The organism is Pantoea sp. nfd-35, assembly GCF_056892255.1.
The window spans coordinates 4,018,927-4,044,452 of the sequence record NZ_CP122403.1 but is presented as its reverse complement, the minus strand read 5'-3'; the positions used below and the strand labels follow the sequence as shown (position 1 = coordinate 4,044,452).

The 25,526-nt window shown below is 54.4% G+C and carries 22 protein-coding genes; 13 read left to right on the top strand and 9 right to left on the bottom strand.

Annotation, left to right across the window (positions count from 1 at the left end; all coding sequences use genetic code 11):
- Positions 1 to 34: 34 nt before the first annotated feature.
- The gene (locus P9J57_RS18750; protein WP_064353043.1) at positions 35 to 1,336 is read right to left on the bottom strand and encodes an anaerobic C4-dicarboxylate transporter; all 1,302 of its coding nucleotides are present in this window, start codon (positions 1,334 to 1,336) and stop codon (positions 35 to 37) included.
- 114 nt (positions 1,337 to 1,450) lie between these two features.
- On the bottom strand, positions 1,451 to 2,887 hold the full coding sequence (aspA, locus tag P9J57_RS18745) for an aspartate ammonia-lyase (RefSeq protein WP_015701111.1): 1,437 nt from the start codon (positions 2,885 to 2,887) through the stop codon (positions 1,451 to 1,453).
- Between the two features lie 321 nt (positions 2,888 to 3,208).
- Here aspA and P9J57_RS18740 point away from each other — a divergent pair, with 321 nt between their 5' ends.
- The 4 genes from P9J57_RS18740 to P9J57_RS18725 all read left to right on the top strand — a co-directional run bounded on the left by P9J57_RS18740 (position 3,209) and on the right by P9J57_RS18725 (position 6,437).
- Entirely contained in the window at positions 3,209 to 3,670 is a 462-nt protein-coding gene (locus P9J57_RS18740) for an FxsA family protein (protein ID WP_014606762.1), read from the top strand.
- A gap of 232 nt (positions 3,671 to 3,902) precedes the next feature.
- Entirely contained in the window at positions 3,903 to 4,196 is a 294-nt protein-coding gene (locus tag P9J57_RS18735) for a co-chaperone GroES (RefSeq protein ID WP_014606761.1), read from the top strand.
- Positions 4,197 to 4,244: 48 nt separating this feature from the next.
- Positions 4,245 to 5,894 carry a chaperonin GroEL gene (gene groL, locus P9J57_RS18730; RefSeq protein WP_013024301.1) on the top strand — a complete coding sequence of 550 codons (1,650 nt, stop codon included), beginning with the start codon at positions 4,245 to 4,247 and terminating at the stop codon, positions 5,892 to 5,894.
- A gap of 192 nt (positions 5,895 to 6,086) precedes the next feature.
- Positions 6,087 to 6,437: a DUF4156 domain-containing protein gene (locus tag P9J57_RS18725; protein WP_014606760.1), complete on the top strand. Its 351-nt coding sequence runs from the start codon at positions 6,087 to 6,089 to the stop codon at positions 6,435 to 6,437.
- A 161-nt stretch (positions 6,438 to 6,598) separates the two neighbouring features.
- Here P9J57_RS18725 and epmB read toward each other — a convergent pair whose 3' ends face one another.
- A complete protein-coding gene (gene epmB, locus P9J57_RS18720) occupies positions 6,599 to 7,627 on the bottom strand; it encodes an EF-P beta-lysylation protein EpmB (RefSeq protein ID WP_014595146.1) in 1,029 nt (342 codons plus the stop codon).
- 40 nt (positions 7,628 to 7,667) lie between these two features.
- Here epmB and efp point away from each other — a divergent pair, with 40 nt between their 5' ends.
- The 3 genes from efp (at position 7,668) to P9J57_RS18705 (ending at position 8,653) form a co-directional block, all read left to right on the top strand.
- Complete coding sequence (gene efp / locus P9J57_RS18715; protein ID WP_013024304.1) at positions 7,668 to 8,234, top strand: elongation factor P; 567 nt, start codon at positions 7,668 to 7,670, stop codon at positions 8,232 to 8,234.
- Between the two features lie 48 nt (positions 8,235 to 8,282).
- Positions 8,283 to 8,414, top strand: a complete 132-nt coding sequence (locus P9J57_RS18710) for an entericidin A/B family lipoprotein (RefSeq protein ID WP_024472200.1) — start codon at positions 8,283 to 8,285, stop codon at positions 8,412 to 8,414.
- A gap of 104 nt (positions 8,415 to 8,518) precedes the next feature.
- Positions 8,519 to 8,653 (top strand): entericidin A/B family lipoprotein, encoded by a 135-nt coding sequence (locus P9J57_RS18705; RefSeq protein ID WP_014606758.1) that lies wholly within the window; start codon positions 8,519 to 8,521, stop codon positions 8,651 to 8,653.
- 40 nt (positions 8,654 to 8,693) lie between these two features.
- Here P9J57_RS18705 and P9J57_RS18700 read toward each other — a convergent pair whose 3' ends face one another.
- Positions 8,694 to 9,218 (bottom strand): lipocalin family protein, encoded by a 525-nt coding sequence (locus tag P9J57_RS18700; RefSeq protein WP_014595147.1) that lies wholly within the window; start codon positions 9,216 to 9,218, stop codon positions 8,694 to 8,696.
- A gap of 134 nt (positions 9,219 to 9,352) precedes the next feature.
- Between P9J57_RS18700 and epmA the strand changes: the two genes are divergently transcribed.
- Positions 9,353 to 10,330 carry an elongation factor P--(R)-beta-lysine ligase gene (gene epmA, locus P9J57_RS18695; RefSeq protein WP_029569496.1) on the top strand — a complete coding sequence of 326 codons (978 nt, stop codon included), beginning with the start codon at positions 9,353 to 9,355 and terminating at the stop codon, positions 10,328 to 10,330.
- Between the two features lie 84 nt (positions 10,331 to 10,414).
- Here epmA and degS read toward each other — a convergent pair whose 3' ends face one another.
- The 3 genes from degS to zapG form a co-directional block, all read right to left on the bottom strand.
- On the bottom strand, positions 10,415 to 11,476 hold the full coding sequence (gene degS / locus P9J57_RS18690) for an outer membrane-stress sensor serine endopeptidase DegS (RefSeq protein ID WP_013024309.1): 1,062 nt from the start codon (positions 11,474 to 11,476) through the stop codon (positions 10,415 to 10,417).
- 89 nt (positions 11,477 to 11,565) lie between these two features.
- The gene (gene degQ, locus P9J57_RS18685) at positions 11,566 to 12,948 is read right to left on the bottom strand and encodes a serine endoprotease DegQ (RefSeq protein ID WP_210494782.1); all 1,383 of its coding nucleotides are present in this window, start codon (positions 12,946 to 12,948) and stop codon (positions 11,566 to 11,568) included.
- 109 nt (positions 12,949 to 13,057) lie between these two features.
- Positions 13,058 to 13,459, bottom strand: coding sequence for a Z-ring associated protein ZapG (gene zapG, locus P9J57_RS18680; protein ID WP_006121720.1), 402 nt, complete (start codon positions 13,457 to 13,459; stop codon positions 13,058 to 13,060).
- Between the two features lie 177 nt (positions 13,460 to 13,636).
- On the opposite strand from zapG, the gene zapE reads away from it, so the two are divergent.
- From zapE to sspB, 5 genes are all read left to right on the top strand, one after another.
- Positions 13,637 to 14,764, top strand: a complete 1,128-nt coding sequence (gene zapE, locus P9J57_RS18675; RefSeq protein ID WP_014595150.1) for a cell division protein ZapE — start codon at positions 13,637 to 13,639, stop codon at positions 14,762 to 14,764.
- Between the two features lie 225 nt (positions 14,765 to 14,989).
- Positions 14,990 to 15,418 (top strand): 50S ribosomal protein L13, encoded by a 429-nt coding sequence (rplM, locus tag P9J57_RS18670; protein WP_006121722.1) that lies wholly within the window; start codon positions 14,990 to 14,992, stop codon positions 15,416 to 15,418.
- Positions 15,419 to 15,433: 15 nt separating this feature from the next.
- Positions 15,434 to 15,826 (top strand): 30S ribosomal protein S9, encoded by a 393-nt coding sequence (rpsI, locus tag P9J57_RS18665; protein WP_006121723.1) that lies wholly within the window; start codon positions 15,434 to 15,436, stop codon positions 15,824 to 15,826.
- A gap of 316 nt (positions 15,827 to 16,142) precedes the next feature.
- Positions 16,143 to 16,784 (top strand): stringent starvation protein SspA, encoded by a 642-nt coding sequence (gene sspA, locus P9J57_RS18660; protein ID WP_013024313.1) that lies wholly within the window; start codon positions 16,143 to 16,145, stop codon positions 16,782 to 16,784.
- 3 nt (positions 16,785 to 16,787) lie between these two features.
- Positions 16,788 to 17,273, top strand: a complete 486-nt coding sequence (gene sspB, locus P9J57_RS18655) for a ClpXP protease specificity-enhancing factor (protein ID WP_013024314.1) — start codon at positions 16,788 to 16,790, stop codon at positions 17,271 to 17,273.
- 113 nt (positions 17,274 to 17,386) lie between these two features.
- On the opposite strand, the gene P9J57_RS18650 is transcribed toward sspB, so the two are convergent.
- Positions 17,387 to 19,144: a sulfite reductase subunit alpha gene (locus tag P9J57_RS18650; protein WP_013024315.1), complete on the bottom strand. Its 1,758-nt coding sequence runs from the start codon at positions 19,142 to 19,144 to the stop codon at positions 17,387 to 17,389.
- A 177-nt stretch (positions 19,145 to 19,321) separates the two neighbouring features.
- Positions 19,322 to 24,853, bottom strand: coding sequence for a glutamate synthase-related protein (locus tag P9J57_RS18645; protein WP_014606757.1), 5,532 nt, complete (start codon positions 24,851 to 24,853; stop codon positions 19,322 to 19,324).
- Between the last annotated feature and the right edge of the window lie 673 nt (positions 24,854 to 25,526).

Here is a 25,526-nt window from a genome sequence, read left to right as displayed (position 1 = left end):
CGCCGATAGTAGCACGTTCCCTGCCCGGCTGGAGTTACAGTAACAGCCCACCAAAAATAAAGCCGAACATGACAGACAAGGTGATAGCAAGGACGCCAGGAATAATAAAGGCATGGTTGAAGACAAACTTACCGATTCGGGTCGAACCCGTATCGTCCATCTCCACGGCGGCTAACAGGGTGGGATAGGTCGGTAACACAAACAGCGCAGACACGGCGGCAAATGAAGCGATGGCTGTCAGTGGCGTTACGCCAAGCGCTAACGCGGCAGGCAGCAGGGCTTTGGCGGTGGCGGCCTGGGAATAAAGCAGCATGGAAGAGAAGAACAGCACCAGCGCCAGCATCCACGGATAGGTTTTTAAGGTATCGCCCGCCAGCATCTGGATATCAGCCAGATGGGCTTTTACAAAGGTGTCGCCCAGCCAGGCCACGCCCATCACACAGATGCAGGCGCTCATGCCAGACTTGAATGTGCTGGCGCTGAGGATAGCACCGGTATCAATTTTGCAGGTCAGACTGATCAGCGTGGCAATAGTGAGCATAAACACGACGATCGCCTCATTGCGCGGCAGCGGTGGGTTAGCGATCAGGTTGACGCTTTCGCTGGTGGCGGTGGCGTAAATCACCACGGCGGCAATACCGGCCAGGAACAGCAGTACCGATTTTTTAGCACCGGGTTGAGTCTGATAAACCGTCTCGCCGCGCAGCGTCACTTCACCTTTCGCCAGCCTTGCCTGGTAAACCGCATCATCTTTTAGCTCTTTACCCAGAAAATTGGTCACCAGGGCGGCAAGAAACAGCCCCACCATGGTGGCCGGAATGGCAATCGCCAGCAGCATGATATAGCTCACTCCGCGCGGTTCCAGCAGCGTGGCAAAGAACACCACCGCTGCCGAAATGGGAGAGGCGGTAATGGCGACCTGAGAGGCGACAACCGCAATCGATAACGGGCGGGAAGGCCGGACGCCTTGCTCTTTCGCCACTTCAGCAATGACCGGCAAGGTGGAGAAGGCGGTGTGGCCGGTACCCGCCAGCAGGGTCATCATGTAGGTCACCAGCGGCGCAAGGAAAGTGACATAACGTGGATGACGACGCAGCAAACGCTCGGCAAGGCTGACCAGATAATCCATGCCGCCCGCCACCTGCATGGCGGCAATCGCGGCGATCACGGCCATGATGATTTCGATCACATCAAAAGGGATCGCACCGGGCTTCATGCCAAAGCCCAGCGTCAGGATCAGGACGCCTGTGCCGCCTGCGAAACCTATGCCGATGCCGCCCAGGCGTGCGCCCAGCCAGATCGCCATCAACACGATAAACAGCTCAATCAGGAACATCTGTCACTTCCTCAAACAGGATTAGCCGGTAAGCAAACTCATCCTTTTAACAAACAAAAAGGCACATCGTTTTGATTACGATGTGCCTTTTACATCAGTAAGTACAATTAAGCCTTACTGTTCGTTTTCGTCGGTGTAACGTTTGGCTTTATAAACCGGATACATCAGGTTTTGCACAGAGAAAATATCGTCCAGCTCGCTTTCGGTGAGCAGGCCGCGCTCAAGCACCACTTCGCGAACGCTTTTACCGGTTTCGGCACAAATTTTACCGACGATATCGCCATTATGGTGCCCAATGTAGGGGTTCAGGTAAGTGACGATGCCAATGGAGTTAAATACATAAGCTTCACAGACCGCTTTGTTGGCTGTGATGCCGTTAACGCATTTTTCCAGCAGGTTGTAGCAAGCGTTAGTCAGGATGCTGACCGACTCAAACAGCGCCTGGCCAATCACCGGTTCCATAACGTTAAGCTGCAGCTGCCCGGCCTCGGACGCCATGGTGACCGTGGTATCGTTGCCAATCACTTTGAAGCACACCTGGTTTACCACCTCAGGCACCACCGGATTCACTTTGGCAGGCATGATTGAGGAGCCGGCCTGCAATTCTGGCAGGTTAATTTCGTTCAGGCCGGCACGCGGACCCGACGAGAGCAGGCGAAGGTCGTTACAAATTTTAGAAAGCTTCACGGCCAGACGCTTCAGCGAAGAGTGCACCATAACGTAGGCGCCGCAGTCGGAGGTGGCCTCGATCAGATCTTCGGCTGGCACCACCGCCAGGTTACTGACTTCTGCCAGTTTCTGAACGGCTAAGTGTTGGTAGCCATCCGGCGTATTCAGGCGAGTACCAATAGCGGTCGCGCCCAGGTTAACCTCCAGCAGCAGTTCGCCGGTGCGCAAAATGCTTTTCGTCTCTTCATTGAGCAGCACGCTAAACGCATGGAATTCCTGACCCAGCGTCATCGGCACCGCATCCTGTAGCTGAGTACGGCCCATTTTTAAAATCGTCTGGAATTCGTCAGCTTTACGCTGGAAACCTTCGGCTAACTGGCTGATGCCGTCGAGCAGTTTCAACAGCGAGCTGTAAACGGCGATGCGAAAGCCGGTCGGGTAAGCATCGTTGGTGGACTGGCATTTATTCACGTGGTCGTTGGGATTCAGATACTGGTATTCGCCTTTCTGATGCCCCATCAGCTCCAGACCAATATTGGCCAGCACCTCATTGGTATTCATGTTGACCGAGGTGCCCGCGCCGCCTTGATACACATCGACCGGGAACTGATCCATGCAGCGACCTTTGTTCAGCACTTCATCGCAGGCCTGAATAATGGTATTGGCGATGTCACGCGGCAACGTCTGCAGCTCTTTATTGGCCATCGCCGCCGCTTTTTTTACCATCACCATGCCGCGCACAAACTCAGGAATATCACTGATTTTGCTGTTGCTGATGTAAAAGTTTTCAATCGCACGCAAAGTATGAACGCCATAATAAGCATCCGCCGGAACTTCGCGCATGCCTAACAGGTCTTCTTCGATACGAATGTTGTTCGCCATGATAACCTTCTTGTTGTCACTGCTAACCATCGCAGATGATGTGTTTGTTTTGTGGGGAAGCGCCAGAACCGCTATTTTATCCGTATTCAGGCGGGTGAGCACGATCCTATTCTGACCCAGCCCTAAAGCGCGAACAGAGATCACCTTACTGGCCTTATGACGTTAACAATATGTGAAATTGCTCACAAATTTAACCCTGCAGCAAAAATTTGCCTGGCACGGTTGAAATGGGCGGCCTGAATGACCATCTCTGTATCTTGTTACCATCATTTTTACGCTGCCGGGTCATCAGCCGGGCAGCCTGACTCACAGGAGAATCCGGTGCGCTGGTTACCGTTAGTGATCTTTTTCGTACTGGCCTGGATTGAGATCTCGCTTTTCATTCAGGTTGCACACGTCCTTGGCGTGCTGCTCACCATGCTGCTGGTGGTTTTCACCTCCTGCATCGGCGTGTCTTTGGTAAAAAATCAGGGCATGAAAAACTTTATGCTGATGCAGGAGAAGCTGGCTCGTAACGAAAGTCCGGCGCAGGAAATGGTGAAAAGCGTTTCGCTGATCATTGCCGGTTTCCTGCTGCTGCTGCCGGGTTTCTTTACCGACATGCTGGGCCTGCTGCTCTTACTGCCACCGGTGCAAAAACACCTGACCTTAAAACTGATGCCGCATCTGCGCGTCTGGCGGGGGCCGGGTGCAGGCCCGGACAGCGGTTATACAATGGATGGCGAGTTCGAACGCAAAGACAGCGATCGCCTTGAACATCATGACGATCCAAAAGATCGTTAATCTCATCCTCTTAGCGCGACATCAGGTCGCGCTTTTTGTTTGTCTTCTGACCCGTCCGCGCGGTTTGTCTAAAAAGTCATCAGTTGCATCATCAGACTAAAAAAATTTGTGGGTTGCCCCCTTGAAAGTGTCAGGTCGCGGCCCTATCTCTCTGGTCACGAGGCCGGAAGCCACACAGCCCGGTATTCAACCCAAAAATGAATGATTGGACTTCTCAAAGGAGAGCTATCAAATGAAAATTCGTCCATTACACGATCGTGTCATCGTGAAGCGTAAAGAAGTTGAAGCTAAGTCAGCGGGTGGCATTGTGCTGACCGGTTCTGCAGCAGGCAAATCCACGCGTGGTGAAGTCCTGGCTGTGGGCAAAGGCCGTATCCTTGAGAGTGGCGAAGTGAAGCCGCTGGACGTACAAGTTGGTGACGTCGTGATCTTCAGCGAAGGCTACGGTGCCAAAACTGAAAAAATCGACAACGAAGAAGTCCTGATCATCTCTGAAAGCGACATTCTGGCGATTGTTGAAGCGTAAGTTTTACGCGTAATTCACTGAACGAAACGAATTTAAGGGAAATTTGAAATGGCAGCTAAAGACGTAAAATTCGGTAATGACGCACGCGTAAAAATGTTGCGTGGCGTGAACGTACTGGCAGATGCAGTAAAAGTTACCCTGGGCCCGAAAGGCCGTAACGTGGTTCTGGATAAATCTTTTGGTGCACCGACCATCACTAAAGATGGTGTTTCTGTTGCGCGTGAAATCGAGCTGGAAGACAAGTTCGAAAACATGGGCGCACAGATGGTGAAAGAAGTTGCCTCTAAAGCGAACGACGCGGCAGGCGACGGTACCACCACGGCAACCGTGCTGGCGCAGTCCATCATCACCGAAGGCCTGAAAGCCGTTGCAGCGGGCATGAACCCGATGGATCTGAAGCGCGGTATCGACCAGGCGGTCATCGCTGCGGTTGAAGAGCTGAAAAAACTGTCTGTTCCTTGCTCAGACTCTAAAGCTATCGCTCAGGTAGGGACTATCTCTGCTAACTCTGATGAAACCGTCGGTACCCTGATCGCTCAGGCGATGGAAAAAGTGGGCAAAGAAGGCGTCATCACCGTTGAAGAAGGCACCGGCCTGCAGGACGAGCTGGACGTGGTTGAAGGTATGCAGTTCGACCGTGGCTACCTGTCTCCGTACTTCATCAACAAGCCAGAAACAGGTGCCGTTGAGCTGGAAACCCCGTTCATCCTGCTGGCTGACAAGAAGATTTCTAACATCCGTGAAATGCTGCCAGTGCTGGAAGCCGTTGCGAAAGCAGGCAAACCACTGCTGATCATCGCGGAAGACGTAGAAGGCGAAGCGCTGGCGACGCTGGTGGTGAACACCATGCGCGGCATCGTGAAAGTGGCTGCGGTTAAAGCACCGGGCTTCGGCGACCGCCGTAAAGCCATGCTGCAGGATATCGCTATCCTGACCGGCGGTACCGTGATCTCTGAAGAGATCGGTATGGAGCTGGAAAAAGCAGCACTGGAAGATCTGGGCCAGGCGAAGCGTGTCGTGATCAACAAAGACACCACCACCATCATCGATGGCGTGGGTGAAGAAACCACTATTCAGGGTCGTGTCACTCAGATTCGTCAGCAGATTGAAGAAGCCACCTCTGACTACGACAAAGAAAAACTGCAGGAGCGCGTAGCGAAACTGGCAGGCGGCGTTGCCGTTCTGAAAGTGGGCGCAGCAACTGAAGTTGAAATGAAAGAGAAAAAAGCACGCGTTGAAGATGCCCTGCACGCAACCCGTGCTGCGGTTGAAGAAGGCGTGGTTGCAGGTGGTGGTGTGGCGCTGGTTCGCGTTGCAGCACAGCTGACCGAACTGCGTGGTCAGAACGAAGACCAAAACGTGGGTATCAAAGTTGCGCTGCGCGCAATGGAATCTCCACTGCGTCAGATCGTTTCTAACGCCGGCGAAGAGCCTTCTGTTGTGGCGAACAACGTGAAAGCAGGCGACGGTAACTACGGTTACAACGCGCAGACTGAAGAATACGGCAACATGATCGACTTCGGTATTCTGGACCCAACCAAAGTGACCCGTTCTGCTCTGCAGTACGCGGCATCGGTTGCTGGCCTGATGATCACCACCGAATGTATGGTCACTGACCTGCCGAAAGGCGATGCGCCAGACTTAGGTGCAGGCGCTGGCGGTATGGGTGGCATGGGCGGTATGGGCGGCATGATGTAATCGCCCCTGACGCTTGCGTCATAAGAACCCCCGATCGGAAACGGTCGGGGGTTTTTCTTTTGCAGAGGAAAGGGTATAAGTAGGGGCGCAACGGTTACGTTGGCACGGATTAGGGCAATGAATGTTCAGAAAAAATGCGTGTTTTTCTGCTACGCTGCCATCCGACACTGATGATAATAAATGGGGATTATAATGCGTATTAACCTCTTGCTCGGTCTTACGGCTGGTGCGTTATTGCTTGCAGGCTGCAGCAGCTCAACCGACCTGACTTCTGCTGGACAGCGCGTCACCTTTACCGATCAGCAGCCTGGCAAACAATGTCAGCTTCTGGGCAGCCTGACCGGCTCGCAAAGTAACTGGTTAAGCGGAGCCGGTGGCGAAACCAGCGCGCTGCGCGGTGCGGCTAACGACCTGCGGAACCGTGCTGCCGAAATGGGCGGAAACGTCATTTATGGCGCAACCAGTCCTACACAAAACCTGCTTTCAGCCTTTGCACCACTCGACAGCAAGATGACCGGCCAGGTCTATAAATGCCCTAACTGAGCCTGCGCTGAACAGGCAACATTTTTTGAGACGACCGGCCAATGTGCCGGTCGTTTTTTTAGCGTTTATCAATGGCTTTTAGCCGCCAGTGCAACGGGTTGGCAGCCCGCTGCTCGGCGGAAATGAGGCTTGCGGCTACCGGGCTGTGTGCCGCCCGTGATTTATTCCTGCCGAAGTTGCAGATCCAGCGGGGTTTTACTGGGTTCCCCGCCGATCTCACGTGCCAGCTTCGGCACCAGATAACCGGACACCCGCGGCAGCAGGCTACGCATCAACGCCCGGGCTTCTTCATCAGAAACGAAGAAATGCGCTGCGCCCTGCACTTTGTCCAGCACATGCAGGTAGTAGGGCAGAATGCCGGCATCAAACAGCGCATTGCTCAGCGCCGCCAGGGTTTGTGCATCATCATTCACGCCGCGCAGCAGTACGCTCTGATTAAGCAGCGTCACGTCAGCACGTTTCAGGCGCAGCATGGCATCGCAGAGCGCCTCATCAATCTCACGGGCGTGGTTGATGTGGGTGACCATCAAGACCTGAAGCCGCGTTTCCGCCAGCGTCTGACACAGCGCCTCGGTAATGCGATCCGGAATCACGACCGGCAGTCGACTGTGAATACGTAGCCGTTTCAGATGCGGGATAGCGCCCAGCGCGTCAATGAGCCAGGCCAGCTCATGATCTTTTGCCATTAACGGATCGCCACCCGAAAAGATGATCTCATCCAGTTCAGGATGGGCTGCAATATAATCCAGCGCGGCCTGCCAGTTACGCTTGTTGCCCTGATTATCCTGATAGGGAAAATGACGGCGGAAGCAGTAGCGGCAGTTCACCGCGCAGCCGCCTTTGACCAGCAGCAATGCACGGTTTTTATATTTATGCAGTAATCCCGGCACGACGCTATTTTGTTCGTCCAGCGGATCGGTGCTATAACCGGGCGCGTCGACAAACTCCTGACGACTGGTCAGGACCTGGAGTAGAAGGGGATCCTGCGCATCGCCTTTTTTCATTCGCCGGATAAAGGCGCGCGGCACGCGCAGGGCAAAAAGTCGGCGTGCGTCGCCGCCAGCAGCCAGATCCGGATGATGGTCGAGCGCTAAAAGTTGCAGTAATTCATGAGGATCAGTGACAACATCAGCAAGTTGCTGCAACCAATCTTCTCTGGAAGGGGAATTTAGGGTTACAATGTGTGCCATTTTTTTGGCTATTACCAGTTAATATCTACAGAGGGCCTTTATGGCGACTTATCTTAGCAACGATTTCCGTCCCGGTCTTAAAATCATGTTCGAAGGCGAACCTTATGCCATCGAATCAAGCGAGTTCGTTAAGCCGGGTAAAGGTCAGGCGTTTGCACGTGTAAAAATGCGTCGTCTGCTGACCGGTTCACGCGTTGAGAAAACCTTCAAATCAACGGATTCTGCCGAAGGCGCAGACGTGAAGGATATGACGCTGCAGTACTCTTACAACGACGGCGATTTCTACTACTTCATGCACCCGGAATCTTTTGAGCAATACCAGGTTGAAGCAAAAGTGCTGGATGAAGTGCAGAAGTGGTTGCAGGACAACGCGGAGTGTATCGTAACCTTGTGGAACGATAAACCGATTGCGGTTCAGCCACCAAACTTTGTTGAAGCGGAAGTCATTGAAACTGACCCAGGCCTGAAAGGTGATACTGCCGGTACGGGCGGTAAGCCAGCAACGCTGTCTACGGGTGCAGTCATTAAAGTGCCATTGTTCGTGCAGATTGGCGAGGTGGTGAAGGTTGATACCCGCTCTGGCGAATACGTGTCACGCGTAAAATAACCTTGAAAGGCGCATCCTGTGATGCGCCTTTTTTTGAGTGAGTTCACCATGAAAAAACGAGCAAAACTTATCGCCTTGGCGTTGCTGGTGGCTTCTGGACTAAGCGGCTGTAACACCTTCCACGGTTTTGGCGAAGACGTATCTCACCTGGGCGGCGCAATCTCGCGCGCGGCTAAATAAGTTATTCCTGCCTTCCTTTTTTCGGCGGCTCAGGCTCGCGACGTTGCATAATCAGTCTATGCTTTAAAAGCTGTACCTATAATGCAACCAAAAAGGATATGGATATGTTGAAGAAAAGTATTGTTGCGATTTTCTCTGTGATGATGTTCTCTGCACTGCTTTCTGGCTGCAACACCACGCGCGGCGTCGGCGAAGACGTTGAAGCGGGCGGCCATGCAATCCAGCGTAGCGCGCAGTAACGGTAAAACCGGTACGAACGTTTTTCGTACCGGCCTTTCTCTAGCCCTGTTTCACCCAAATCAGCTCATCTACCGGGAAACCGGCCTGGCGTGCCTGCTGCACCAGCTTTTGTTTCACACCTTCATCCAACTGCGGCGTCCGTGACAGTATCCACAGATAGTGGCGGTTAGGCCCGCATACCAGTGCGTAACGGTAGTCAGGATCCAGCGCTATCACGTTATAGCCACCATAGAAGGGCCCAAAGAACGAGACCTTGAGTGCCGCACGCTGTTTATCGCCGGTGAAGTAGGCTTTACCCACGCTCTCCTGCCAGCGCTGCTTTTTAACGTTATAGCCGCGATTAACGACTTTCAGGCCGCCATCCTCACGTGGGCTGTAATTTGCCGTAACCTGTTCGAGGCCGCGTTCAAAGCCATGATCCAGCCGGGCTATCTCGTACCACTGACCGAGGTAACGCTGACTGTCGAAGTTTTCAACGACGGTAACGTTTTTTGGCGGTGTGGTCGTGCAGGCGACGGACAGGAATGCACTCAGGCTGGCGACCAATGTTTTCCATGGAGACATAAAAAGATTCCTTTGTTATTTAACCTGTTAATTATAGAAGCCGGTCAGTTTATTGGACAGGCTTGCGCCACGATTGTTTGCCACTGACATTACGAGTAGACTTCCCTCCCTTATTTGTATCAGGAGCCGTCACCATGAGTGAAACGACAAGCTGGCAACCTGGCGCTTCGATTGCCAATTTAATTAAACGCGCAGCCATTATTGCTGAAGTGCGTCGTTTCTTTGCCGATCGTGGCGTACTGGAAGTCGACACGCCCGCGATGAGTCAGGCCACGATTACCGACATTCATCTGGTGCCATTCCAGACGCGCTTTGTCGGCCCTGGCCTGTCTGAAGGCCGCGATCTCTGGCTGATGACCAGCCCGGAATACCACATGAAACGCCTTCTGGCGGCCGGAAGTGGCCCTATCTATCAAATGGGCCGCAGCTTTCGCAACGAAGAGGCCGGGCGCTACCACAACCCTGAATTCACCATGCTGGAGTGGTATCGCCCCCATTACGATATGTACCGCCTGATGAATGAGGTCGACGATTTGCTGCAGCAGGTGCTGGAGTGCGACAGCGCGGAGTCGCTCTCTTATCAGCAGGCCTTTATTCGTCACCTTGAGCTGGACCCGCTTTCTGCCGACAAAGCGCAGCTGCGTGAGGCGGCGGAAAAACTGGGTGAGGGCGAGCTGGCCAGTCGGGAAGAGGATCGCGATACCTTGCTGATGCTGCTGTTTATGCTGGGCGTGGAACCGAAGATTGGTCAGGACAAGCCGTGTTTTATCTACCACTTTCCGGCCAGCCAGGCGGCATTAGCGGAGATCAGTACGGAAGATCATCGGGTGGCAGAGCGGTTTGAGGTGTATTACAAGGGCATTGAGCTGGCGAATGGCTTCCGTGAACTCACCGACAGCCGTGAACAGCGCCAACGCTTTGAGCAGGATAATCGTCGGCGTGCGGCGCGAGGGTTGCCGCAACATCCGATTGATCACTACCTGCTGGCCGCGCTGGAGCACGGCATGCCGGCCTGTTCGGGCGTTGCACTGGGCGTGGACAGGTTGATTATGCTGGCGCTGAAGGCAGAGTCGCTGTCGGAGGTGATTGCGTTTCCGGTAGACCGCTGCTGACGCTTAACGCCGTGCTGACAGAATGGCGCAGCGCCGTTTAAGCTGATAAACAAGGCCTCCAGTGGGCCTTGTTTGCCTTCACCGCTACTGACTGCTGTCCGGAAACTCCTGAATCGTCACCGGGAAGGTCAGCTTTTTGTCATTACGCAGCACCTGCACATTCACCACCGAGCCGGGACGAATTTCCGCAACCTGGTCCATGGTTTCCTGTGCGGAGAGCGCCGGTTTACCGTCTACGCTCAGCAGCACATCATTGGCCTGGATACCGGCTTTCTCAGCCGGGCCGCCCGGCGTCACCACGCTGACGATAATGCCCTGAACCCGATCGAGACTGTTGCCCTGGCCGTGAAGCGGCGGCACTTCGCGGGCGGTAATGCCGATATAGCCGCGAATGACCCGACCATCACGGATGAGCTTATCCATTATTTTGGTTGCCAGCGCGGTGGGGATAGCAAAACCAATGCCTTCGGGCGTTTCGCCATCGCTGCTTTTATCGAACGTCAGGGTATTGATGCCCATGAGTTCGCCCAGCGAGTTAATTAGTGCGCCACCGGAGTTCCCCTGATTGATTGATGCATCCGTTTGCAGGAAGTTCTGGCGGCCTGACGAGCTGAGTCCAACGCGGCCCGTGGCGCTGATAATGCCCTGTGTGACCGTTTGTCCCAGGTTATAGGGGTTGCCGATGGCCATCACCACATCGCCAATGTGTGCGACGCGTTTGGGATTAATCGGGATAACCGGCAGGTTTGACGCGGTAATTTTTAGCACGGCCAAATCGGTCATGGCATCTGAACCCACCAGCGTGGCTTCAAAAAAACGGCCATCCTGTAGAGCGACGATGATCTGATCGGCATTATTGATAACGTGCTTGTTGGTCAGGATATAACCCCGGTTATTCATAATCACGCCAGAGCCCAGCGTGGTAATACCGCGGTTGTTGTTCCCATGCGCGCTGCGGTTGTAAACATTCACAACGGCAGGCACGGCACGCCTCACCCCTTGATTAAAGCCAAAGGGCGTTTCATCGTTACTGTCATTTTGACTATACAGGGCAGCACCGCCCAAACGCAGTGCGGGCAGCGCTGCGAGCAAGATGCCCGCAACAATCAGTCCCAACACCACTGAACGCAAGAGTTTAAGAAACATGGTGTTAAATCACGTCAGGGGAGAACGTTGGGGAGAATAACATGAGAGCGGCGGACACACACGTGCTTGTGTCCGCCATCGTGCGGGGTTTATCTCAATAACAGATAGATACTTTCCTCACCACGAACCACATTCAGCGCCATCACCGGCGGTTTGGCTTCCAGCACCTTGCGCATTTCGGCAATATTCTGAATTCGCGTGCGGTTGACGCCAATGATCACGTCATCTTTTTGCAGGCCGACCTGTTCAGCCGGAGTGCCTTTTTCGATGGCATCAATCTTCACGCCTTTATCACCGGTTTTGGTCTGACCATCGCTCAGAGTCGCGCCCTGCAGGGCTGGAGAAAGCAGCTGTGCGCTGGCCGTCGTCTGGGCGCTTTGCTCAAGGGTGACATCAACACTCACCGGTTTACCTTCACGTAGCAGGCCAAGCTTCACTTTCTCACCCGGCGCCGTCGTGCCGATCTTCACCCGCAGTTCTGCGAAGCTGGTAATCGGTTTATCGTTGACCGAAACAATGATATCGCCTGACTTGATACCGGCTTTTTGCGCCGCAGACTGCGGCAGCACTTCAGAAACGAACGCGCCGCGCTGTGCGTCAACGTTAAACGCTTTTGCGATGTCCGCGGTCATCTCGGTACCTTTGATACCCAACTGACCCCGTTTGACTTCGCCGTACTTAATCAACTGCTCGGCCAGGTTCATAGCCATATCGCTCGGAATCGCAAAGCCAATGCCGATATTGCCGCCACTGGAGGCCAGAATGGCGGTATTAATGCCGATCAGCTCGCCGTTCAGATTAACCAGCGCGCCGCCCGAGTTACCGCGGTTAATGGCGGCATCGGTCTGGATAAAGTTTTCCAGCCCTTCGAGATTCAGGCCGCTGCGGCCCAGTGCCGAAATAATTCCAGAGGTCGCTGTCTGACCAAGGCCAAAAGGATTGCCGATGGCCACGGCAAAATCACCGACTTTCAGCTGATCCGAATCGGCGACTTTTATCTGCGTCAGGTTTTTCGCGCCCTGAATCTGGATAAGGGCGATGTCGGTCTGCTCATCGTGACCAATCAGTTTGGCATCATATTCGCTGCCATCGCCGAGCTGGACGTTGATCTTATCCGCGCCGTTGACCACGTGGTTATTAGTCAGAACATAGCCTTTGGCGGCATCAATGATGACACCGGACCCCAGCCCCTCAAAGGGTTGAGGCTGGCTTGGGGCGCCACCTGGCAACTGGCCAAAGAAACGCTTAAGCGGCTCGGGAATATCCTGTGTCTGGGCCTGGGCATCAGACTGGGTGCCTTCAACGTGCACGCTGACCACAGCAGGTAACACTTTTTCCAGCATCGGTGCCAGGCTGGGAAGCGGCTGGCTCTGAATCTGTGCAGGCAGCGTCGCCATCGCGCCGGGCGCAGAGGCAAGACTCATTCCAATACTCAAGGCTAATGCGCTTAACAGTCGTGCTTGTTTTTTCATTGCTACAACGCTCTCGCTGCAAAAATGGGGGGAGTAAATCAATGAGACAGCCGTTTGCGGCCGGGGTTCGCAAAAACAGCGGGCACAGCGTCACTGTGCCCGATCATGCTTAGTCGCGGACGGCGCGTTCACCACGCAGTAAGCCAGAGGCGCCTTCAGAGTAGTCACGCGGCATTTGCACCGGTGCCTGATCGTTATCCGCTTCGGCTTCGGTCAGTTGCCATGCAAAGGGGTTTTTGTCCCCGGGCATGTTCGGCAGCAGATCGTTGGACCCTTTCGCCATGTGCTGATAAAGCTGACGGTAATCACGCGCCATGTTATCCAGCAGCTCTGCGCTCTGCGCAAAGTGGTTGGTCAGCTCTTCGCGATAATCTGCCAGCTCGGCTTTCGTCTTATCCAGTTCGTACTGCATGCTGCGCTGCTCACGCAGCTTCCGGTTGCCAAAACGCATTGCGACTGCGCCGACAATAATACCTACCACTAAACCAATTAGCCCGTATTCCCAGGTCATAATGACTCCCGTGTTATTTCCGTTGTTCCGTAGGGCGTTGCACCACTTAATAATAGTCACTATACCCGTTAATCTTATGGATGTGGAACTCTGGAGCGCCATGCCTTAGTGTAGAGCGGCCTTTTTTTCGACAAACGACGTTTGAATAAGACAAAATTCAGGGACACTGAGCGAACCATGCAAACCTCATCTCCGCTTGCCCGCTATGAGCAAGCGCTATCACAGGGCGATTTCAAGCCCGACGACGTACAGCGTGAAGCGATTACCCGCTTAGATGCTATCCAGCAAGGGCTGATCGCGCGTCAGCACACCACCGAACTTCCCTCGCAGGGGCTGTTAGGTCGTCTGTCGAAGCTGATGGGAAAAGAAAAGTCGCAGCCCAAAGCGCCCGTCCGTGGCTTGTATATGTGGGGCGGTGTTGGTCGGGGGAAAACCTGGGTAATGGATCTGTTTTTTCAGTCTATTCCTGGCGACCGCAAACTGCGCTTACACTTTCACCGTTTCATGCTGCGCGTGCATGAAGAGCTGACCGAACTGCAGGGGCACAGCGATCCGTTACTGATCATCGCCGACCGCTTTAAAGCAGAAACCGATATTCTCTGTTTTGATGAGTTTTTTGTGTCTGACATCACGGATGCCATGCTGCTGGGAACGCTGATGGAAGCCCTGTTTGCGCGCGGCATCAGCCTGGTTGCGACCTCGAATATTCCGCCTGATAACTTGTACAAAAACGGCCTGCAGCGTGCCCGTTTTCTGCCCGCCATCGAGCAGATTAAGCAGCATTGTGAGGTAATGAATGTCGATGCGGGCATTGATTACCGTCTGCGTACGCTGACGTCCGCGCATTTGTGGACGTTTCCTCTGGGGCCGGAAACCTACGCCGAGATGGACCGCATGTTCCAGGCATTGTCAGGCGAAAAACGCGACAGCGCACCGGTGCTGGAGATCAATCACCGTAAAATGCCGACCCTGGGCGTGGCAGAAGGGGTGATTGCGATTGATTTTAAAACCCTGTGTGGAGAAGGGCGCAGCCAGCATGATTATATTGAGCTGTCACGCCGCTTTCACAGCGTCCTGCTGTTTGATGTACCGGTCATGATCTACAAGACGGAAGATCAGGCGCGGCGTTTTCTGGCGTTGGTGGATGAGTTTTACGAGCGCCATGTCAAACTGGTGGTCGCTGCAGAAACCTCCTTGTTCGAAATTTATCAGGGCACGCGCCTGAAATTTGAATATCAGCGCTGTCTGTCCCGTTTGCAGGAAATGCAGAGCGAAGAGTACCTGCGGCTGGCGCATTTACCCTGAGATTCCAGGTAATAAATGAAAATAGGGTTCGATTTTTGTAATCGACTTCTCTATAATCTTGCGACCCCACGTTACAGCACAGGATTTTTTTCCCAAATCCTCTGCGTTCCGGTAACGCTATCCGAAGGGGTGGCTTGCTGGTCAAAATGGTCGTGTGAGCCTCATTCGTTTACTTAAGCGTTTGGGATTTCACCAACGTGTAACTTAATTTGGGTAAGCTTTTCGATGAAAACTTTTACAGCTAAACCAGAAACCGTCCAACGTGACTGGTATGTTGTTGACGCAACTGGCAAAACCTTGGGTCGCCTGGCGACTGAACTGGCGCGCCGTCTGCGTGGTAAGCATAAAGCGGAATACACTCCGCACGTTGATACTGGTGATTACATCATCGTTCTGAACGCTGAGAAAGTTGCTGTAACCGGCAACAAGCGTTCTGACAAGATTTACTATCACCACACTGGTCACATCGGTGGTATCAAACAGGCGACCTTTGAAGAGATGATTGCTCGCCGTCCTGAGCGCGTGATTGAGATCGCGGTTAAAGGCATGCTGCCGAAGGGCCCGCTGGGTCGTGCTATGTACCGTAAACTGAAAGTTTACGCAGGTAACGAGCACAACCATGCGGCACAGCAACCGCAAGTTCTTGACATTTAATCGGGATTAAAGGCAATGGCTGAAACTCAAAACTACGGCACTGGTCGCCGCAAAAGCTCATCCGCACGCGTCTTCATCAAGCCGGGTAGCGGTAACATCGTAATCAACCAACGCTCTCTGGAGCAGTATTTCGGTCGCGAGACTGCACGCATGGTCGTGCGTCAGCCTCTGGAACTGGTTGATATGGTTGGTAAACTGGACCTGTACATCACCGTTAAAGGTGGTGGTATCTCTGGTCAGGCAGGCGCGATCCGTCATGGTATCACCCGCGCTCTGATGGAGTATGATGAGTCACTGCGTGGCGAACTGCGTAAAGCAGGCTTCGTTACCCGTGATGCTCGTCAGGTTGAACGTAAGAAAGTCGGCCTGCGTAAAGCACGTCGTCGTCCTCAGTTCTCCAAGCGTTAATTGTTGCTGCTTCGGCAGACACAGTTGGCACAAAAAACCCGCTCCGGCGGGTTTTTTATTTTTATTCTCAGGTCATCCTGTCGTATAAAACCACAATACTGTTCGCATTTTACCCGCAAAAATGCATTCCCCCACCCACAAGCTGCCTAAAATCTGGTAAACTCTGTGTCACTTTGCGCCCGCAAGCTGGCGCGTTATGCGCCTCGCATTAGTCGGGGGTGGTTAGCGCGGATTGCGAGCGAGTTCTATGAGCAGGTGAGTCGCCGTGTGGTTGGCCATTCGCAGTAACTTTTTGTGAACAAACTGGGAGGTTTTCATGGCTGTCGCTGCCAACAAACGTTCGGTAATGACGCTGTTTTCTGGTCCTACTGACATTTTTAGCCATCAGGTACGTATCGTGCTTGCCGAGAAAGGTGTCAGCGTAGAGATCGAGCAGGTCGAAATGGATAACCTGCCGCAGGATCTGATTGACCTCAATCCGTACCGCACTGTGCCGACGCTGGTAGATCGCGAACTGACGCTGTACGAATCACGCATCATCATGGAATATCTGGATGAGCGTTTTCCCCACCCACCATTGATGCCTGTCTATCCGGTTGCACGTGGCGAAAGCCGTTTAATGATGCACCGTATTGAGCAAGACTGGTACAGCCTGATGAGAAAGGTTGAGAACAGTAGCGGTCAGGAAGCTGAAGCGGCGCGCAAGCAGCTGCGTGAAGAGCTGCTGGCTATTGCTCCTCTGTTTGGGCGTACGCCATTCTTTATGAGCGACGAGTTCAGCCTGGTAGACTGCTATCTGGCTCCGCTGTTGTGGCGTTTACCGTCAATGGGTATCGATCTGCTCGGGTCGGGCTCTAAAGAGCTGAAAGGCTACATGAACCGCGTATTTGAGCGTGACTCCTTCCTTGCTTCACTGACTGAAGCTGAACGTGAAATGCGCCTGCAAGCCCGGGGCTAACGTATGGAAATGTCACAACTCACAGCCCGCCGACCTTATTTGCTGCGTGCTTTTTATGACTGGTTACTGGATAACCAGCTCACACCGCATCTGGTCGTCGACATCAACCTGCCTGGCGTTCAGGTTCCACTCGAATATGCCCGCGATGGTCAGATCGTACTGAACATTGCGCCGCGTGCCGTGGGTAACCTTGATCTGGGCAATGACGAAGTCTCGTTTAACGCACGTTTTGGTGGCGTTCCACGTCAGGTGAACGTCCCAATGGCGGCCATACTCGCCATCTATGCGCGTGAAAACGGCGCAGGCACGATGTTTGAACCTGAACCGGCCTATGAAGGCGGCACACAGGAATTTGCTGAGAATCAGGAAGAGACGGTCATGTCAGTGATTGACGGCGACCGCCCTGATGATGCCAGCGATGACGATAATTCACCGGATGACGATCCCCCGCCACGTGGTGGCCGTCCCGCACTGCGCGTGGTGAAATAACACAGAATACCCGTCACCTGACGGGTATTTTTTTGCCTGTCTGCCAGCCGGTAACAGGCATAAAAAAATCCGGGAACACAGGTTGCCCGGATTTTTGCTTTCTGCCGCAGCGATCAGTAAACGTCGCGCAGGTAGCGTTTCTCTTTCTTCAACTGATCGATGTAGTCAGCGGCCCGTTCACTGGAGAGCCCGCCAAACTGACGTACGATTTCATACAGCGCGCTATCCACGTCTTTCGCCATGCGTGATGCATCGCCACACACGTAAAAGTGACCGCCTTCCTGCAGCCAGGCATAGAGCTCTGCACCCTGTTCCAGCATCCGGTTTTGCACGTAGATTTTCTTGTCCTGATCGCGTGAGAACGCCAGATCGAGACGCGTGAGCAGACCGCTTTCCTGCCAGGCCGTCAGTTCTTCGCGATAAATGAAGTCGTGTTCCTGATGCTGATCGCCAAAGAACAACCAGTTTTTACCCTGAGCACCTGTTACCTGACGCTCCTGCAAAAAGGCGCGGAACGGGGCGATACCGGTGCCGGGGCCGACCATAATCAGCGGGGCGTTGCCGTTAGCCGGAACGCGAAAGGCTTTGTTGGGTGAGATGAAGATCGCGGGCTTTTCACCACGGCGTACACGCTCAGCCAGATAGGTAGAGCACACGCCGCTGCGGTTGCGACCACCGCTGTGATAGCGCACTGAGGCGATGGTCAGGTGAACCTGATTCGGATGCGCTTTTGAGCTGGACGAGATGGAGTAGGCGCGATGCTGCAGCGGGCGCAGCAGGGCGACGAACTCGGGTACGCTCAGGCTACGCGTCAGTTCGAGCTGGAGCAGATCCAGCGTATCTTTGCCCCATAGCCAGACACCGAGCGCGTCTTTGTCGTCGTGCTGAAGCACGTGACGCAGCTCCTGGTTGGTGGTGTTTTGGCCCACCCACTCGATCAGCTTGCGTGAAGGCTCTGAAATTTCAAACTGGTAGGTCAGCAGGTCGCCCAGGCTCCTGTCGAATCCCGGCACCGGCGTCTGGTAATCGGCGTTCAACTGGGTAAGCAGCAGGCTGACCAGCGACGGCTCGTTGACCGGAATCACGCCAAGTGCGTCACCGGCTTCATACTTCAGGCCGCTGTCGGTGAGATCAAACTCGACGTGGCGAATATCTTTTGCCGATTGCTCACTCGACAGGCGTTTATTGGTGATCAGGGCTGCCGCATACGGATTCGATTTGTTACTGCCAGGAATAACCGGCGCTTCCGGGGCGCTCTCCAGCACCGTGCCGCTGCTGCCTGCGCTGCTGGCAAACTGGGGCATCGTGCTGTTAATCCACTCATTTGACGGCTCTTCGTAATCGATATCGCAGTCAATGCGGTCAACAACGCGCTTTGCCCCAAGCTGTTCCAGGCGCATATCCAGGAACTTACCTGCCTGACAGAATCCGTCATAGCCGGTATCGCCAATGGCCAGCACGGCGAAGTGCATCTGCTCCAGACGTGGCGCGGTACTGGCGGAAATCGCGTCCCAAAACAGCTGGGCGTTGTCGGGCATTTCACCTTCACCATAGGTCGAAGTGACAATCAGCACGTGCCGCATGGTAGCGAACACGTCGAGATCCACATCGCCTAATGCCTGAACGACCGGCACCAGACCTTTGGCACGGGCTGACTTCGCCGCTGACTGGGCCAGCGCCTCAGCATTACCGGTCTGAGAACCATAAAGGATGTGCAGTTGGGTGGTCGCGGCAGCGCTGCTGCCCGCAGCCGGCTGCTGTTTGTCTTCCAGCACCAACAAACGGGAGTGCAGGCCGGCCAGGAAGCCCGCCAGCCAGTATTTCTGATCACCATTGAAAGGTGCATCTTCAGGAATATATGGAATTTTCATGGATACCTTTACTCAATCCCGCTCTTAACCGTCATGCTTCGCTGTGCCGATGGCGGGCGGTTCCTGTGCCCTCAGCAACAGCCTGCTGCTGAGAGGATAAGGATGCCGCTGCGCCCGGCACGTCGAACAAATCAGGGTCATCATCATTAAACACAGTTCTGTTCACTGAGCCTGCTGTCAGGCCAGTTTACCCACGGCCGCTGCAATTTCAGGTAACGCCGCACGCGCAAACAACTCTTCAAAATCAGGCAGGCGACCGAGAATGTCACGGTTGCAGGCATCCTGATACATGATCCAGCCGTAAGTGGCCAGGCTGTCCATTGAGCGGATATTACGTTGCGTCAGTGCCGCTTTGTAATCGGACATGCGTTTTGAACCGATCAGGCTGGCCAACTCGCTGTCGCTATAGCTTTCAATCGCTGCTCGCGCATGGCGTTGCAGCTTACTCACCAGTGAAAAGTCTTCTGTCATCAGCAGATTCCGCACGGCTTTCTCCACGGCGGCGTCTTCAACCGGCGTGCCTTTCGGCAGCTTGCTGAGTGCCAACTGCTGGGCAAAGCTCAATACGGTGTAGTTATTCAGTAAAACAAACATTTCCTGCGTATCTGTCGCGCCATAAGCCGGAACCGCGCCGTCGGCAATGGTCTTGCCTTCGCGCCAGGCGGCTTTAAACTTGGCAACCTGATGGCCTGCCAGCGCCGTTGACAGCTCTTCCAGCAGATCCTTGCGGGACTTGGCCTTCAGAATTTCACCGCCATCCTGGTAAAGCAGCAGGGAACGCGGCATAACGTAGACAAAGTGCTGACATTCGGTTTCCCAGTGCTCCAGCAGCCAGGCGGCACGCGGAGACTGCGTGGCCTCCAGGTGCCAGTTCAGCATGGTGAGAACCGCCTGCTTATGAATCTGTGCCAGCTCATCCGGGTCAGCGATTGAGCCAAACAGAACGGAGTCGCCCGCCGCATGGCTCGCCAGTGAACCATAGGGATCGTACTGATAAGCAAAGCCGCCGCTCATGCCGTTACCGAAGCCTTTACCAAAGGTGCCCAGGTTTAACACTGCGCCGTTGGTCATGTATTCGCAGCAAAAGTCACCGACGCCTTCCACCACCGCAGTGGCACCGGAGTTACGCACCGCGAAGCGATCGCCGGCCTGGCCCTGAACGAACAGACGGCCGCCGGTGGCGCCAAACAGAGCGAAGTTACCGATCAGAACGTTGCCATCGCTGTCCTGCGCGCCGCCGCCCGGTGAGAGCACGACCAGTTCGCCGCCGCACTGACCTTTGCCGACGCCATCGTTACAGGTTCCACGATGTTTCATCAGCATGCCGTCATTGCAGAAGGCCCCGAAGGACTGACCGGCAGAGCCGGTCGTGGTGATTTCTACGCTGGCAGGTGCCAGATAGCGACGACCGCGATCGTCACGTAGCACGGCCGGCATTGCCTGAATCTGTGCAGCCGTCAGGGTGTGATTCAGCATGCGCTCAATATCGATAGCTAACTGGCCGCCCACGCTTTTATTGCGGTTGTTGAGTACAACATCCTTACCCAGTTGCAGAGAGGTTTTACCCTGATCGACCAGTTGCTGGCTCAGTTCTTCAACCCAGCGGTCATCCAGTTCAAAATCTTTCTCCAGATAAACTGGCTTAGCAATCTTCAGCTCGGGCACCACGGTCAGCATGGCACGCAGGTCCAGCTTACCGACTTCCAACGGGTGATCCATCAGATGGAGCAGATCGGCGCGGCCACGGGCTTCACGCAGGGAGCGCAGGCCCATACGCGCCAGAATCTCACGCACTTCATGCGCTACGTTCAGGAAGTACTGTGCCAGCTGGCGTGGATCGCCATCAAAGGCTTCGGCGTTAGTGGTTAATCCCGCCGGGCATTTAACGTTACAGTTCTTCGCCATCACGCACTTCAGCATCATCAGCGCGGTGGTACCAAACTCAAAGCTGTCGCCGCCCAGCAGTGCGGATTTCACCACGTCGCTGCCGGTTTGCTGTGCGCCTGAGCAACGCAGCAGAACTTTGTCGCGCAGGCCGTTTGCACACAGGGCCTGGTGAACTTCGGCGATACCGATTTCGGCAACGCGACCGGTATATTTCAGGCTGGTCACCGAGGCGGCGCCTGTACCACCCGTGTTACCGGCAACGTTAATCACGTCAGCACCGGCTTTCGCCACGCCCACGGCGATGGTGCCAATACCTTCAGATGACACCAGCTTCACAATGACGCGCACGCGGGCCGCTTTACAGTCGTGAATCAGCTGAGCCAGATCTTCGATAGAGTAGGTATCGTGGTGCGGCGGCGGGGAAACCAGCTCAACGCCTGGCGTGCCGCCGCGTGCGGCAGCGATCTCTACGGTAACTTTTGCCGCCGGAAGCTGACCGCCTTCACCGGGCTTGGCGCCCTGGCCGATTTTGATCTCAAGCTCTTCCAGCATCGGATCGGCCAGGTAGGCCGCCCAGACGCCAAAGCGGCCTGACGCCAGCTGTTTGATACGTGAAGCGCGAATGGTGCCGTGACGGGAGTAGTGCTCACCGCCTTCTCCACAGTTACTCATGCCCCCGACCATGTTGGTGCCATGCGCAACGGCTTCATGCGCCGGTGCGACCAGCGCACCGTGACTCATCGCACCAGACGCGAAAGTGCGGGTAATTTCGCTCGCGGGCTGAATATCGCTCAACGGCAGCGACGGCAGCGCCGTGAAAATGCGTGACAGGTAGTCCGCCGCTTTGCCGCTGGCGGTGACTTTCAGGCCGCCTGCAACCACTTCTGCGGTTTCAATCTCGTCGTTGAAACGGGCTTTCAGCGCACGTGACAGGTTGAGCAGGCGTTCACTTTCTGGTTTCAGTCCGGCAATGGCATCGGTCAGACGCAGCATAAAGGCATTCTGGCTGCCCTCAATGGCGTCACAGACCAGGCCGCGGGTGGCAAAACCATTGTTAGTCAGCGAGTAGCGACCCAGCTTACGCCGGAATTCGGCCTCACTGTCGATGTGGGTAAGATCTGCCGGGAAGGCCAGAATATCGCGCAGCGCGGCTGGGCGGCGTTTGCGCTCTTCGTACATCAGGCTGGAGAACTGACGATAATCGGCCGTAATGGCAAAATCATTCATCACCTCATCCGGGATGCGCTCAAAGCTGCTGTCTTTAAACGTCTCCGGCTTGATGCCAAAGGCATTGTCCAGACGGGCCAGCGTCATCAGACGAATAAAGTTATCCTCTTCACGCGCTTTGTCCGCGAAGCGAATCGGCTCTTCCGTCATATCAATAAAGGTGCGTACGGCAATGGTGCCGTAAGAGTGGCCTGCGCCCTCTGCACGTTCTTTAAACAGGCCTAACAGCGGCACTTCGGACTCGCCCTGAATTTTCAGTGCGCTCTGATGCCAGTCCACCGCCATCTGAGCGATGGTTGCGAAGCCCGCGCCGCCCACAGGCGTTTTGATGTTTGGAAAATACTTTCTCAGTACCGGGTCATCGGTATTCAGGAAGTTAGGCTCGAAGAACTCGCCGCTGCTGTAGCTCTCAACGGTACACAGCCCCACTTTACCCATGGTTTTCATCAGGGCTTTTTCGGCCGCTTTAGCGTAGCGTTTAAAGGCTTTGTTGCCTTCTTCGCCTTCACCAAATTTTTCCTCAGCACGCATTTGCACGCCGAGCGGATAAACGGCTGACGCGCCAAAGCCCAGCGTAGCCGCAATATGGTGAGAAGAGATGATCTGTCCGCTCTCCACCACCAGCGACACATCCAGGCGTAAACCTTCCTGTACCAGACGCTGGTTAACGGCAGAAATGACCAGCAGCATGGGCAATGCGGCCTGGGTAGAAGAGATATGGCGATCGGTCAGTACGGCAATGCCGCCCTCTGAGCGGGCAAAATCCACCACCTGCTGTGCCAGATCGTCAATCGCTTTTTCCAGCGCGCTGGCGTTCGCTGTGCGGCTCAGCAGATCTTTGCCGGTGACCGGCTCGTAAAGCATTTCGAAGCGAGCGTAAGGGGCCACGTTCTGCTCGCGCAGCTGCAGCATGTCCAGATGGGTCAGAATCGGGGTTGGCACAATGATCTGCCGACCTTTACTGCGGCCCAGATGCGGTTTAGCGCCCAGCGCCACGCGCAGCGTCATGCCATCCGCTTCGCGAATGGAGTCCAGTGGTGGATTGGTCACCTGGGCAAAGCGCTGCGAGAAGTAGTGCGCCATGCCGCCTTCATGATCGGAGAGGCCGTTAATCGCATTGCCGTAACCCATCGCAGAGATTTTCTCGGCGCCGGTGTTCAGCATCGGATCCATCATGAACTTAAAGCTTTCCTGGTTGTAGTAGTACGCCACGAAGCGCTGATAGGTTTTCAGATCGCCGCGATAGCGCAGGGGAGAACCCTGTTGTTCAGCAGGAATAACCGGCAGCTCTCGTAAATCGACACGCGACTTGCCGAGCAATGCCGCATAGTCTTTTTCAGCAGCCAGCTTCTCCAGCGCCTGGTGCGTGGTGTAACTGCGCTTTTCGCGATGGTCAAAATACAGCATGCCGCCGGCTTCAATACGGCCACGGCGCAGCACGCTTTCAGGGGGAAAGGCAATTTGTCCCGCTTCGGACATGGCACCGATGTATTCCGCCGTTTCGATTGAACGCAGCGGGCGCAGCCCCAGGCGATCAAGACGCGCACCGATTACCTCGCCGTTACCAAAAATTAAGGCGGCCGGGCCATCGTTTTTCTCTTCATAAAGCGAAAAGTATTCCAGCATGTCACGCACGGCAGGGGAGAGCGCGGTATCGTTTTCCCAGGCAGGCGGCATCATCGACACCACCGCGGTGATCAGGTCCAGATCGTCTTCCATCAGGCGGCTGTGAATGCTCTGATCCAGTCGCGAACTGTCTGACTGGCCTTTCGGACGCACAATAGTTTTGCCACGGGCGGAAGCCAACGCAGATTCGGCGATGCGGTTTTTACGATCGGTATTCAGCTCACCGTTGTGGGCCATCAACCGGAAAGGCTGTGCCATGGTGGTGTGCGGATCGGTATTCGTTGAGAAGCGAGTATGGAAAAACAGTCCGCGTACGTGATGATCGGGATCGGTCAGATCTTTGAAGTAAGGGATCACTTCATTCGAATTCAGGCGCGCTTTAAAGACCTGGGTGCGCGACGACAATGACAGTGGATATAACCCGCCAAATTCGGTTTGGGTAAAGGCTTGTGCCTCGATCGTCAGCAGGGCGCGATAAATCAGTTTTTCGAAATCGATCTGATTGCTGATGTCCTGAGGTGCGGCAAAAATCCACTGCACAATGGGAAGCTGAAACTGCATGGCAGCCGGGCGCGTGACGCTGTTATCCAGCGGCATTTCACGCTTCAGGATAACCGGCAGATTAAAGCGATTTAGCGTCTCTTCGACTAAACGTTCGGCATTGGCGCGCAGTTCCGTGTCTTTCGGCACGAAGAAGTTACCTACACCAAAGCGTCCGGCCTCAAGCGCCTGACCGGTAATTTTACGGAAAAAATGCAGGGAAAGATCGACGTTAACCCCGGCGCCATCGCCCACGCCTTCGGCGGACATACCGCCACGGTGCGGAACCGTACAGAGTGCGCTGTGCGCCATGCGCAGAATTTCATGAGTCTGCTCGCCGTCCTTACGGGTAATGAAACCTACACCACAGCTGTCACTTCCTGCTGCTGGGTCATATAAGCCATAGGAATCAGGTTTTTTACTGGACATTGAGGGTCTCCTTAAAACTGCTTTAGACATTACCTGCATTGTTTCAGGCACTGAGTTCAACTGCACACTTCCCAGCGCAAATTCTTTCATTTCCGCGCCTGACAGCCTGCGCGATTGGGTTTTACGCACTTTTCATCGCCAGGAGAAAGGTCCCTTGAGGCGTTGCGCTTGATTTTTCCGTTCTCGAAAGGAGATGACTCAAACCATGTGGGCGTCATGTTGCATAGATATGCCGTGACACGTATCCATCATGAAAGCTTTCAGCGGAATTCCAACTTATCGGGAAAGCGAATCGAGGTCAAATAGTGATACTGACACAGTTTAATCCCGTCTTTGTATCCTTAACTGAATGAATTTATTATTTTTTTATGTCTAAAATGTGTCAGTTTGCCATTCAGGTATAGGGTATGAAATGTGAACTGTATCACTGTGCAGAAGGCGTGAAATCACTGAAGTATGCTGGCGATAAGGGACTAAACAGCATCAAATGCTGCTGCAGGCAGTGTAAGCACAGGATGTATCTGTTTTTCTTATAGCACCAAATTTGAATGAATAAGGGCATCATGATTAGCAAAATTAATCACGTCAGGTTGCTTAAAACTGCAATTTATATGAATGAGTATGCATGAAAAGCATGGCGTCGCGATAACAGGAGGTTATTTGGCGAAAAAGC